The sequence below is a fragment of the Pseudomonas sp. genome (assembly GCF_030150285.1).
GTDB lineage: Bacteria > Pseudomonadota > Gammaproteobacteria > Pseudomonadales > Pseudomonadaceae > Aquipseudomonas.
In genome coordinates, this window is the sequence record NZ_JASLGE010000027.1 from 212990 (window position 1) to 225691 (window position 12702).

The 12702-nt window shown below is 57.9% G+C and carries 10 protein-coding genes, 1 tRNA gene and 1 pseudogene; 6 read left to right on the top strand and 6 right to left on the bottom strand.

Annotated features, from left to right (window positions below; translation table 11 throughout):
- Position 1 precedes the first annotated feature (1 nt).
- Genes Q1W15_RS05875 through Q1W15_RS05885 form a run of 3 tightly spaced genes read left to right on the top strand, consistent with a single transcriptional unit; the run spans position 2 to position 3286 of the window.
- Entirely contained in the window at positions 2-1513 is a 1512-nt protein-coding gene (locus tag Q1W15_RS05875) for a tripartite tricarboxylate transporter permease (protein ID WP_300724984.1), read from the top strand.
- A gap of 4 nt (positions 1514-1517) precedes the next feature.
- Positions 1518-2552: an AbrB family transcriptional regulator gene (locus Q1W15_RS05880; RefSeq protein WP_300724986.1), complete on the top strand. Its 1035-nt coding sequence runs from the start codon at positions 1518-1520 to the stop codon at positions 2550-2552.
- Positions 2553-2590: 38 nt separating this feature from the next.
- Positions 2591-3286 carry an RraA family protein gene (locus tag Q1W15_RS05885; RefSeq protein ID WP_300724988.1) on the top strand — a complete coding sequence of 232 codons (696 nt, stop codon included), beginning with the start codon at positions 2591-2593 and terminating at the stop codon, positions 3284-3286.
- 40 nt (positions 3287-3326) lie between these two features.
- On the opposite strand, the gene Q1W15_RS05890 is transcribed toward Q1W15_RS05885, so the two are convergent.
- Positions 3327-4004 (bottom strand): IclR family transcriptional regulator, encoded by a 678-nt coding sequence (locus Q1W15_RS05890; RefSeq protein WP_300724990.1) that lies wholly within the window; start codon positions 4002-4004, stop codon positions 3327-3329.
- 150 nt (positions 4005-4154) lie between these two features.
- Between Q1W15_RS05890 and Q1W15_RS05895 the strand changes: the two genes are divergently transcribed.
- The 3 genes and pseudogenes from Q1W15_RS05895 to Q1W15_RS24525 all read left to right on the top strand — a co-directional run.
- The gene (locus tag Q1W15_RS05895; RefSeq protein WP_300724992.1) at positions 4155-5354 is read left to right on the top strand and encodes a CaiB/BaiF CoA-transferase family protein; all 1200 of its coding nucleotides are present in this window, start codon (positions 4155-4157) and stop codon (positions 5352-5354) included.
- Positions 5351-6178 (top strand): citryl-CoA lyase, encoded by an 828-nt coding sequence (locus Q1W15_RS05900; protein ID WP_300724994.1) that lies wholly within the window; start codon positions 5351-5353, stop codon positions 6176-6178. The genes Q1W15_RS05895 and Q1W15_RS05900 overlap by 4 nt, the downstream gene beginning before the upstream one ends.
- A 751-nt stretch (positions 6179-6929) precedes the next feature.
- A pseudogene (locus tag Q1W15_RS24525) lies at positions 6930-6983 on the top strand (SEC-C metal-binding domain-containing protein); the annotation flags it as partial.
- Positions 6984-7043: 60 nt separating this feature from the next.
- Here Q1W15_RS24525 and Q1W15_RS05905 read toward each other — a convergent pair.
- The 5 genes from Q1W15_RS05905 to Q1W15_RS05925 form a co-directional block, all read right to left on the bottom strand.
- Complete coding sequence (locus tag Q1W15_RS05905; RefSeq protein WP_300724996.1) at positions 7044-7532, bottom strand: hypothetical protein; 489 nt, start codon at positions 7530-7532, stop codon at positions 7044-7046.
- Positions 7523-7816, bottom strand: a complete 294-nt coding sequence (locus Q1W15_RS05910) for a DUF1778 domain-containing protein (protein ID WP_300724998.1) — start codon at positions 7814-7816, stop codon at positions 7523-7525. The genes Q1W15_RS05905 and Q1W15_RS05910 overlap by 10 nt, the downstream gene beginning before the upstream one ends.
- A 754-nt stretch (positions 7817-8570) precedes the next feature.
- Positions 8571-8647 (bottom strand) — tRNA-Ile (locus Q1W15_RS05915).
- Positions 8648-8701: 54 nt separating this feature from the next.
- Positions 8702-12034, bottom strand: a complete 3333-nt coding sequence (locus tag Q1W15_RS05920) for an EAL domain-containing protein (protein ID WP_300725000.1) — start codon at positions 12032-12034, stop codon at positions 8702-8704.
- A gap of 109 nt (positions 12035-12143) precedes the next feature.
- Positions 12144-12702, bottom strand: a 559-nt coding sequence (locus Q1W15_RS05925; RefSeq protein ID WP_300725002.1) for a sigma-70 family RNA polymerase sigma factor, incomplete at its 5' end; no start/stop codon positions are given.

Sequence of the window (12702 nt, forward strand, 5' to 3'; positions counted from 1 at the left end):
CATGGAAACGCTAAGCTATCTTGGCCAAGGGTTCGGCGTCGCGCTGACACCCTATAACTTGTTCACTGCCTTGTGCGGCACCCTTATCGGTACGGTCGTTGGCCTGTTGCCGGGGTTGGGGCCTATCAACGGCGTGGCGCTGCTGATCCCCATTGCGTTTGCCCTTGGCCTGCCCCCGGAAAGCGCCTTGATCCTGCTGGCGGCGGTCTACCTGGGATGTGAGTACGGCGGGCGTATTTCGTCGATCCTGCTGAACATTCCGGGTGAAGCGTCGGCCGTGATGACCACACTCGACGGTTACCCGCTGGCCCGTCAGGGCAAGGCTGGCATTGCGTTGTCCATCTCTGCCTGGAGCTCTTTCGTGGGTGGCCTGATGGCGACCTGCGGTGTGGTGTTGTTCGCGCCGTTGCTGGCCAAATGGGCGGTGGCGTTCGGGCCCGCCGAGTATTTTGTGCTGATGGTGTTTGCCATCACCTGTTTGGCCGGCATGGCAGGCAACAAGCCGATGAAAACCGCCATCGCGGCGTTGATCGGCCTGCTGCTGTCGTGTATTGGCATTGATTCCAACAGCGGCGTTTACCGGTTCACGTTCGGCAGCATCGGCCTGGCGGATGGCATTCAGTTCGTGGTGCTGGTACTGGGCCTGTTCTCGATCAGTGAGCTGCTGGTTTTGCTCGAGCGTACCCGTCACGGTCAGAAAGCCATCCAGGCCAGCGGCCGGATGCTGTTTAACCTCAAGGAAGGCCGATCGGTATTGGCCACTAACGCGCGCAGCGGCGCGCTGGGCTTTTTCCTGGGCATCCTGCCAGGAGCCGGTGCAACCCTGGCGAGCGCTGTGGCGTACATGTCGGAAAAACGTCTGGCGGTCAAAGACAACCAGTTCGGCAACGGTGACCTTCGCGGTCTGGCGGCCCCTGAAACGGCCAACAGTGCTTCGGCCTGCGGTTCATTGGTGCCCATGCTGACGCTGGGCGTGCCAGGGTCGGGTACCACGGCGGTGATGCTCGGTGCGCTGACGCTTTACAACATCACGCCCGGCCCGTTGTTGTTCCAGAACCAGCCGGACATTGTGTGGGGCCTTATCGCTTCCCTGTTCATTGCCAACTTGATGTTGATTGTGATCAACGTGCCGATGATCAAACTGTTCACCAAAGTGTTGGCCGTGCCTTATTGGGCGCTGGTGCCGGTGATTGCGATCATTACGTCTATCGGCGTTTATGCCGTGCATGCCACCACGTTTGACCTTTACCTGATGATTGGTATCGGAGTGGCCGGTTACATCTTGCGCAAGATGGATTTCCCGCTGTCCGCCATCTTGCTGGGCTTCATCCTGGGCGGGTTGATGGAGCAGAACCTGCGCCGGGCGTTGTCGATCTCGGACGGTAGCATGAGCATTCTGTTCTCCAGCCCGATCACCTGGGTGGTGTGGACGCTGATCGCCGGGATGATCCTTTTCCCGATCTGGCGCGCCCTGCGTCGTCGTCGCGCTGCGGCTGGCGCAGCAGCGGCTTAACCCCATGCGCCTGCCACGCGGGTTGGCCACCCCCTTAGTCGGCTTGTCGGGCGGCTGGCTGGCGAGCCTGGTGGGGTGGCCGCTGCCGTGGTTGGTGGGCGCGATGTTGGCGGTCATTCTGGTGCGCTGCAGTGGTTGGCGCATTGAGGACATCCCCAATGGCCGGCGTTGCGGGCAGTGGATCATTTCCTCTGCCATTGGCCTGCACTTCACCCGTGAAGTGGTGGGCCAGGTCAGCGAACACGCATTGATCATCCTGGTCTGCGCCCTGGGCACTTTGTTCATGTCGATCATTGGCGTCGTGATTTTTCGCCGTGGTGGCGACGACCCGGTCACGGCTTTCTTTTCCAGCATGCCTGGCGGTGCCAGCGAAATGATCAACCTCGCTTCGCGCCACCGTGCCGGGCGGCTTGACCGAGTGGCGGCTGCGCAAAGCCTGCGCATGGTCTTGCTGGTGCTGACCATTCCAGCGATTTTCACCTTGGGCATCGATGCACCAGGCCAGCCAGCAGGCCTGCCGGTGGAGTGGGTTTGGCTGGCTTTGCTGTTGCCGCTGGGGGCGTTGGTGGCGCTGGGTTGGCAGCGTCTGCAGCAACCCAACCCGTGGATGCTGGGGCCCTTGTTTGTCTGCGCAACGTTTGCGGTTGCACTGGATAGGCAGGTTGGGCTGCCGCCAGGCCTGGGCGAAGCGGGGCAATGGTTGATGGGCTGTTCGTTGGGCTGCCATTTTGATCGACCGTTTTTCCGTTCGGCACCGGCCTTCCTGATACGGGTAGTGGCTTTTACGGCGCTGATGGTACTGGGCACCAGCGCCATGGCCTGGGGGCTGGCGGTGCTGGGTGGCCTGCCCGTGCCGGCGGTCATGCTGGGCATGATGCCGGGCGGTATCAGCGAACTGAGCCTTACCGCTGAAGCCCTGAACCTGTCCGTGGCGTTGGTCACGGCGATTCAGGTGCTGCGTTTTGTGTTGGTGTTGTTTTTGGCCGAGCGTGTGTTTCGCTTCTGGCAGCGGTGCCGCCTGCGCGATGACGGCGTTTGAGGCCGCTCATTATTGAACCTCACAAGGAGTCCTGTTCCATGAGTCAAAACAATCCGCCGTGGCCTTTTGGTTTTACGGTCAACCCGCGCCCGGCGATGCCCGACGCGGCATGGGTCGAAGCCTTTCGCCAGGTTCCGGTGGCCCATGCCAGCGATTGCATGGGGCGCCATGTTGGCGGCCTGGGGCTGAAGGCGTACCACGGCTCCTTGACCTTGGGCCTGTGCGGCCCGGCCATCACGGTCAGAATCCGCCCGGGCGATAACCTGATGATCCACCAGGCGATGCTGCTGGCCGAACCTGGGGATGTCATTGTCATTGATGGCGCTGGCGACCTGACCCAGGCCGTTATTGGCGGCCTGATGCGTACCACGGCGCTGACCAAGCGCTTGGGCGGGTTTGTCGTGAATGGTGCCTTGCGCGATGTGGCCGAATGGGCCGAGGGAGAGATGCCGGTTTATGCCTTGGGCCATGTGCACCGTGGCCCGAGCAAGGACGGCCCGGGTGAGGTCAATGTACCGGTGGCGTGTGCCGGGCTCAGTGTGTCACCGGGCGATTTGATTCTGGGCGATGCGGACGGTGTGGTGGCGATCCCGGCTGCGCAACTGGCGTCTCTGCTGCCACGGGTGCAGGCCCATGCCAAAAAGGAAGCTCGCATCCGCGAAGCCAATCAGGCGGGCAACCCTGACCTCGAGCGCTTCAATGCATTGCTGCGCAGCAAGGGCTGCCCGGTGTGAAGATGTCGCGGGCGCGTACCTGTTTCGCGCCACAGACGGTTCAATGGCTGTCGATCAAGACCGCAAGGCGCGCCGCTTCACGTTTCAGCCGCTCCACCGCACGGGCTTGAAACGCCTCGGTAAAGCGGCTTTTGAGCCCGGACACTGACAACGCGCCACGCAACACGCCATTGGGCAGGCTGAGGGGCACGGCCACCGCTGCCACATCGGGCGCTCTTTCGCCCAGAGAGGTGTGGTAGCCGCGCTCGCGAATGCTGTCGAAGAGTTCGCCTTCTTCCCCGCAGAACGCCAATAACACTTTGCCTGCGGCACCGTGCTGCAAGGGCAGGCGTACGCCCTCTTCCAGGTGATGACGAATTTCCTGAGTGGAGTTCTGCCGGAACAGGCAAACCCGAACCTCGCCTTCGCGCACATAGAAAGAAGCGGTTTCGTTAAGGTCTTCAGCCAGTTGCTGCAGCGAAGGGCGGAGCAGGTCGCCCAGTTCCCGACGATACAGCGAGCCGAGCTGGCCAATGGTGGGCCCCAGGCGAAACACGCCATGTTCGTCCCGCACCAGATAGCCGAAGTGCTCCAGCGAGCCGCACAAACGCAGGATGGTGCTTTTGTACATGCCGGTTTTTTCCGCCAGATCCCGCAGGCTCAAGCGACCGGGGCCGCTGGCGAAGGCACCGACGATGGACAGGGCGCGATCCACGGCTTCGACGCGGTTCTTGGTCATGAGACGTTCCTTGTGGGTGAGGCTGAGCATTCTAACCCAGCTACCTGAGCGGATCGCACAGATGGATTGAAAGCGAGAACATATTCTATATAATAGAAGGATGTTCTATCTAGCAGAATAATAATTCAATCCCTTAGGAGAATGCCCGTCATGCTCGTTCCGCTGAAAGGCATCCGTGTGCTGGACCTGACCAACGTCTTGGCCGGCCCGTTTTGCTGTCACCAACTGGCCCATATGGGTGCCGATGTCATCAAAGTCGAAGTGCCCGGTAGCGGTGACCTGGCGCGGCAGTTGGGTGCCGATGCAGACCTCAACCAGAAGCTGATGGGTGTCTCATTCCTGGCCCAGAACCCCGGTAAACGGTCCATGACCCTGAACCTGAAAAACACGGCGGCCCGTGAAGCGTTTCTCAAACTGGTGAGCAGCGCCGATGTGCTGGTGGAAAATTTTCGCCCGGGTGTCATGAAGCGCCTGGGGCTGGGCTACGAGACCCTCAAGGGCGTGAATCCCCGGCTCATTTATTGCGCCATTTCCGGCTTTGGTCAGGACGGCCCGCTTCATGACTTGCCGGCATACGACCAGATCATCCAAGGCATGTCCGGGGTGATGAGCATTACCGGTGCGCCGGAAAACGCGCCGTATCGGGTCGGCTATCCTATTTCCGACACAGTCGGCGGCATTACGGCCGCGTTCGCGATTACCAGCGTGCTGGCCGATCACCAGCGCAGCGAAGGTTGCTTCATTGACATCTCGATGCTTGAAGCGTCACTGGCCACCATGGGGTGGGCGGTGTCCAACTATCTGGTGGCCGGGCACGTGCCGCAACCCATGGGCAACAGCAACGTGACCGCGAGCCCTTCAGGGACATTTCGCACGGCCAGCGGGCCATTAAATATTGCGGCCAACAAACAGGAGCAGTTCGAGGCGGTGTGCCAGGTCATTGGCCGCGAAGACTTGATCAGCGACCCGCGTTTCTCCAAACGTCAGGCCCGTTTGCAGCACCGTGCCGAGTTGACGGAGCAATTGGAAGGCGCGCTGCTGACGCGCTCGGCAGACGAGTGGTGGGCGCTGCTGGTGAAGGCGGGCGTCCCTTCCGGCCCGGTCTATAAAGTGCCGCAGGCACTGGACCATCCGCAGATCCGGGATCGTGGCATGGTGGCTCATTTTGACCAGGTGCCGGGTGTAGGCCGGCCCCTGAAACTGCTGCGCACCGGCATCAAAATCGACCATCAAGCGCCGAGTGTGGCGACCCCGCCGCCGATGTTGGGCGAACACACCGACAGCATTCTCGGTGAACTGGGTTACAGCCCCGAGCAGATTGTGACCCTGCGCAAGGAGAATGCACTATGAACCCGACCCTGGACGGCCGTCAGATGAGCGAAGACTGGTGGACGACGTCCATCATCCAGATGCAGCCTGGCGAGATCCGCTACCGAGGCTACGCCGTCGAAGACTTGATCGGTCAAGTCAGCTTCACCCAGATGATTTGGTTGATGCTGCGTGGCGACCTGCCCAGCCCGGCGCAGGCCCGTTTGCTGGAGACCGCGCTGATGGCGGGCGTCGATCACGGCCCCCAAGCCCCCAGCATTGCCATTGCACGCATGGCCACCACCTGCGGCGTAGGCCTCAACAGTGCCATGGCGTCAGCCTTGAACGTGCTGGGCGATGTTCATGGCGGGGCAGGCGAGCAGGCCGTCGGTATCTACCAAGACATCGACACACGCTTGACGGCGGGTGCGTCCTTGGCCGACGCCACCGACCAGGCGTTGGATGCCTTTATCGAAACCAACGGCAAATTTATTCCAGGCTTCGGCCATCGCTTCCACCCCGTGGACCCGCGTTCCGCGCCGCTGCTACGTGCCGTGGACAAAGCGGCCGAGGCGGGAGTGGTGTGTGGGCGTTTTGCGCTGATTGCGCGCAGTGTTGAAGAGCGACTGATGGCGCGCAAAGGGCGTCGCATCCCCATGAATATCGATGGTGCAACGGCAGTGATCTATGCCGAACTGGGGTTCGCTGCCCCCTTGGCCCGTGGATTATTCTGCCTGTCGCGATCGGTGGGCATTCTGGCTCACGCCTGGGAACAGACCCAGCAGGGTGGTCGCAACAAAGGGCCGATTCCGCGTCAGTTCATCTGGAGCTACGACGGCGTACCGCCCCGCCCGCTCAGCGATTGAACGAGCCGAATACGCGACACTGACGATAGCCCCCCAGCCCTGAACGTAGAGGCGAGGAGATAAACCTGAATGCCCTGCGCCATCCGTGCTTTGGCGTCTCTGGATGAAAAACGCTTCAAGACCCAATGGCAGAAACACAAAAGCCGCGCAGTGCGCGGCTTTGAGTCTGCTCCTTTCTTGATGTGAAAATTGCGGTTCACACCATAGCTCTGCAGAGCTGCAGGCTTGGCCGATAGGTTTCACTCACCTCGTTGTTGCACAAGACAATCACCCGAAGCCCGTCGGCGGGAGGGGAAAGTGCATTTTATTCAGAGGCTTGTGCGCTGCCTTTTTTTATTTGTCGCTTGGTCTGATTGCAGGGTATTGGCACGATCATGCTAAGTTGCCATCATCTGTTGGTGAGCCCTAAGGGCGTGATGTCTTCAATGGAACCAAGAGTAAATAGTCTAATAAGTGATAAATTTCTGTGTGATAAACACATCCTAAAAAACGCACAGTCTGGCTTCAGGGCGATTAATAGTTCACGATGGGAAGTTACTAGTAAGTTTGTGCTGGGTCTTATAGGGAAGTGGAGAGGGATGAGTGGCGCTGTATTATTAAGTGAGTATTTTTAACTGTTTACTATGAATGTTTTTCGGATATTAAGCTGAGGTAGGAGTTGTACTAAAACTTCTAGTAAAAGAAATATTTACTGGGTGCATTTTTAGTCAGTCGATTTAAACGAGGAAGTGGCGCTTAAGGCGTTGGCTGAAACGATTTATGCCCTTGCGGCACGGGTAAAAGGTATAAAAAATGTTGTGGATGAGCGTAGAAATAACCCGCTATCGCAAGAGCTATAACGGGTCGGGTGTTACATCGTCAGCGGCTAACGAAGCGGCAGCATTAGCGTAATGGGCGAAAGTCCCGGGCACGGTAAAAATCCTGCGTATTTAGTATAGAAACTCGACAAGCGTTCATTCAGCGGGTGAACAATGATTGCGCTGGACCCAATGGTGTTGGAAGCGCTAATGGCACGTTCTACGGCATCTTGCAGCAGGTCGATGGCAAAACCTTGACCTTGAGCAAGTTGGGTGATGCCCATTCGCCCCAACAGTGTCACTGGATGCACATGTGGCGAGTTACGTTGATGGCTTTTCGGAACGACGTTCTCGCGTGCGATGGAACCACTCGACAGGGTGTAGTAACCCATGACGATTGGTGTGTCCTTACGGCATACAACGTAAACAACGGCTTGCTTGGCCGTTTGAGCCTTACGCGCCTGCCTGTGCAGATAATCGTTGATCGAGGGTTCACCAGAATCAAATTGATCCAGTATGTGCTCGTCGTTCAGCCTTTCTGGAGCCCTCAGCTCCACCGTTTGGGTCTTTCTAGAAGTTGTTGTAGGCACTTGTTACCTCGTATCGGATTGGCCTCCATCGCCTGTTCAAATGCATCAAATGCAACGTCGTCGAGAAGGAACAAACGTTTATCCAGAATGACCTCTTCTGCCTTTTGACAAGCAGCTTCCAGAATAAAGCTGGTTCGATCGCGACCGGACATGGCCGCTGCCAGATCGATCAGGTTTCGTTTTCTTTCGTCCGCTCTCATGTTGATTGCAACGGGTTTAGGTCTTTCAACACTTTCAATACTTACAGTCATGATTCTTTCCCACCTATGGGTTGGTTGGTTATTCCAAATTTCGGCTTCCTTATGGGGTCAGCTCTTCGAGCGTATATGTGTTTTTCATGGGTCAACTCCTTTTAAGTGGTTTTGGACTATTGCTTAATTGAGATATTCGTTTGAGATTCGAGGCGTTTGAATGGGCCCCGATGTAAATCGTACGGCGCCTGTGTAGCTGATGTCTACATGCGTGTAGCTTTTTGATATACGTTCGTCTGATTGCCCTTAATCAACCCCCCGCCCAATCCACTCCGCCACTTGCGCAACAACGGCATTTTCGGTGCCAAAAGCCTGTTCAAGGTTGTCCGCATCCAGTCCGAGGCAGGCCCATAGTGGTCTGTGATTCGGCCTTGTTTGCCAATCAAGTATTGGCAGCCCAGGTATCCGCAGGCCTTGGCCAGCGCTGCGATTGAGACGCTGGGGATATTGCATCCACTGGCGCGGCGTCAACCAGGAACTGGAAGGAGGGTATTTGTCGATATCCCACATACCCGCAGTCCGCAAGGCCCGGATGACTGTTTCAAAGTCTTGGCTATCGTTGATAGCGAGCAGGTTAACGACGTTCTCTGGCGGGGGGCTTCAAGTGGTTCAGTGCCCAGCGATGTGGACGGGGAGGCATGTGTTAGGCCGTGAAAAAGCCCGCGCTGGCGGGTACTTGCGTCTCTGGATGGAAAAAACGCTTCAAACCCCCATGCCAGAAACACAAAAGCCGCGCAGTGCGCGGCTTTGAGTATGGTGGGCCCAGTAGGACTCGAACCTACGACCAAGGGATTATGAGTCCCCTGCTCTAACCAACTGAGCTATAGGCCCTCAGTAGGTCGCGGATTATAACGATGGTTGGCGTGGAGTGCTATCCGTAAAGTCTTAAATAGCCGTGCGAAGAAAGGTTGAGGCGAACTCTTCAGCCGATAATGGCACGCTGATGATGTAGCCCTGGATCTGTGCGCAGCCTTCTTCAGCCAGGAAGTCTTGTTGGGCCTGGGTTTCGACGCCTTCAGCAATGACGGTGAGTTGCATGCTGCGACCCAGTGCAATGATGGCGCGTACGATTGCGGCATCGTGCGCGTCGTGGGGCAGGCCGCGGATGAAGGATTGGTCGATCTTTAAGGTGTCCAGTGGCAGGCGCTTGAGGTAGCTCAGGGAGGAGTAGCCGGTGCCAAAGTCATCGATGGCCAGTTGTACGCCCAAGAGTTTGAGCTGGTGCAGGACTTTCAGCGCTTCTTCGGTCTGGCTCATGATGAAGTTTTCGGTGATTTCTAGCTGTACGCAGCCAGGCTTGAGTGTGTGGTGTTGGAGCAGTTGGTGGATGCGCTCCAGTAGTTTGGGTTGGTGCAGTTGAGCGCCGGCCAGGTTGATGGAGAGCACGCCGAAGGGCGCGTAGGTTTTGTTCCACTCGTGCAGTTGTTGGCAGGCACGCTCCAGTACCCAGTCACCGATTTGTATGATCATGCCGTTTTCTTCAGCCAGAACAATGAACCGGTCGGGCGGGATCTGCCCGAGTGTGGGGTGGTTCCAGCGAATCAAGGCTTCCGCACCTATCAAGGTCAGGCCATTGAGGCTGATTTTTGGCTGGTAAAACAGCGACAGTTGCCCGCGCTCCAGGGCACGGCGTAGCTCTTGCTCGAGCACCACGCGGGCGCTGGCTTGGGCTGTCAGGTCGTGGGTGTAACGCTCTACGCGATTTCGACCTTTGAGTTTGGAGCGGTACATGGCGGCATCGGCATTTTTGATCAAGGTGGCCACGTCGGTACCGTCTTCCGGGTAAACACTGGTGCCGATGCTGGCACTGATAAACAGTTCATGCTCGCCCGCGGTAAAAGGGGCGCTGAAACAGGCCAGCAGTTTGTCGGCAATCAGTTCCGCATCCTGCAGTTTTTTGAGCCCAGGCAGCAGGATAATGAACTCATCGCCGCCCAGGCGAGCGACGGTGTCGATGTCGCGCAGCTGTTTCTTCAGGCGCGCCGCGATACCGATGAGCAGCAGGTCACCAATAGGGTGGCCAAGGCTGTCATTGATGTTCTTGAAGCGATCCAGGTCCAGAAACAGGACCGCGCCATGTTCTCCCTCGCGGTTTGGGTCATCGAGCACTTTATGCAGCCGGTTCTCGAAAAACAGCCGATTGGGAAGACCGGTCAGGGGGTCGTGGTGGGCCTGATGGTCGAGGCGTTCCTGCGCGTGTTTAAGGCTGGAGATGTCCGCGAACACCGCGACAAAATGGGTGGTTACGTGTTCGCTGTTGCGTACGGCACTGATGGTCATCCAGCAGGGGTAAAACTCGCCGTTCTTGCGCTTGTTTGAGATCTCGCCCTGCCAGTGGCCTTCGCGTGCGAGTTGATGCCACATGGCAGCATAAAAGGCGCTGTCGTGTTGGCCGGAAGCCAGAATGCGCGGTGTCTGGCCCAGTACATCGTGTTCGTTGTACCCCGTTATTTGGGTAAACGCCCGGTTCACAGCGGTAACGGTTTGCTGAAGGTCGGTAAACATGATGCCTTCGGCTGTGCTCTCAAAAACCGTTGCCGTTTGCAGGAGCTTCTCTTGCAGGTGGTGGCGCTCGGTGATGTCACGGGCGATCGTCAGCATGCAGCGTTCGTGACCGATCATCAGCGGGCGGCTGGAAATTTCGCACAGCAGCGCGCGCCCGTCCTTGTGCCGGATGTTGCATTTGAAATCGCGGACAAAGCCGTTCCGGTCCAGCAGTTCCAACATGTCGAGGCGTTGCTGCCGGTCGATCCAGAGTTGCAGGTCCAGCGTCGAACGATACAGGCAGTGGGTGCTGGCATAGCCGCTGATGTGGCTGAAGCCTTCGTTGACTTCGATGAGTAAACCATCGCTTTGTCGGGAGAGAAGGAGGCCGTCGGGTGAAGCATGAAAGGCTTTTGCGAACTTCTCTTCGGAGAGGCGCAGCGCTTCTTCGGTTTCTTTGGTTTCACTGATGTTGATCATTAATCCGCGCAGCACGGGCTGCTGATTGTGGTGGGTAATGCTGACAATATTGCGCAGCCATAGGGTTCTGCCGTCTGCAGTGATCACGCGGTAGTCCACGCTGTGATCGCGGCGTGCGAAGGTTTCCTTGGTGCTGAAGGCTTTGGTTATGGGGAGGTCGTCCGGGTGCACGATCCGCTTCCAGAAACCCTGTTTAAACCAGTCGGCGATGGGGTAGCCCAGCAGCGCTTCGGCCTGAGGAGAGACATAGGTGTAGGTGTCGTCTTCGGGGCGTGCTTCCCACGCAACGGCTGACAGGCTTTCAACCAAGCCTCTGTAGTGATGCTCGCTGTTGCGCAGCTTTTGCTCGAGTGATATTCGGCGGGAAATTTCAGAGCTGAGGCGGCGGTTAATCAGTATGACGATGGCCAGGATGATCACCAGCAACACAAGGGCGGGCAGTACATACAGTAGCAAGGTGCGCCATAACGCCCGGTAGTCTGTTATGTCGCCAACCCAGCGCGCTTGAATGGCCTGGGTTTCGGCGGTGCTCATGTCGGCCAGCACTTTATCGAGGATGCGCAGCAGGATGTCCTGGCCTTTGGGGACGGCCATCGCCAGTTGATAGCGATAGGGTGTCTCGCCGCTCACATAAAGGCCGTCCAGCTTGAGCTCACGCATGCTCCAGACGCTGGAGGCCAGGTCGCCGACCATCGCATCCACTTGCCCGGTAGCCAGCGCCTGAAGTGCTGAACTCACATTGGGTAGCGCAACCAGGTTGAGATCCGGGTGCAAGGTTTGAAGCAGTTCGTGGGGCGCATAGTTTTTTACGACCGAAATTTTCAGGCCGTAGAGGTCTTTCAGGTTTTGTGGGGAGGCTCCGCCTCTGTGGGCAAGTATGACAATCGGGAAATCGAGGTAAGGGCGGGTAAACGCAAGGCTGTTCAGACGTTCCGGCGTAGACATGATGCCGGGTAGCCAATCAATCTGGTTTGTTTTGGCCTGCTCCAGCAGGTTGGTCCACGTGCCCGGCTCGACCTGTTTGACGTCTACCCCCAGCTGTTTTTTGATCAGATTGACATAGTCGCCCGCCAGCCCGGTATAGAGGCCTTCCGGGTCGCGGAACTCAAAAGGTGCCCATGTGGCATCCACACCAAGGCGAAGCTCGGGATGGTCGTTAAGCCATTGTTTTTCTTCATCTGTGAGCGTCAGGGCCGAGACCGTGGTGGTCCAGGCAAGAAACGACAGCAACAGGAAGGCCGGCAGAGGAGGCATGCGTTTCTCGTTTACGCTCGAATATATCGAGTGTAGACGGGCTATAGCGCAGGGCGGGGAGGTGTGAGGCGATAAAACAAAACCCCCGGCAGGGCCGGGGGTTTTGGTGTTACTCGTCGAGGAAGGAGCGCAGGTGCTCGCTTCTCGTCGGGTGGCGCAGCTTACGCAGCGCTTTGGCTTCGATTTGACGGATCCGCTCACGGGTCACGTCGAACTGTTTACCAACCTCTTCAAGGGTGTGGTCGGTATTCATGTCGATGCCGAAGCGCATGCGCAGTACTTTGGCTTCACGTGCCGTGAGGCCGCCCAGTACGTCGCGCGTCGCTTCTTTAAGGCTCTCAACGGTGGCGACATCGATTGGCGACTGCATGGTCGAGTCTTCGATGAAGTCGCCCAGATGGGAGTCTTCGTCATCACCGATCGGGGTTTCCATGGAGATCGGCTCTTTAGCGATCTTCAATACCTTGCGGATTTTGTCCTCAGGCATTTCCATGCGTTCGCCCAGCTCTTCCGGGGTCGGTTCGCGACCCATTTCCTGCAACATCTGACGGGAAATACGGTTGAGCTTGTTGATCGTCTCGATCATGTGCACCGGAATACGAATGGTGCGAGCCTGGTCGGCGATCGAGCGAGTGATCGCCTGACGGATCCACCAGGTGGCATAAGTC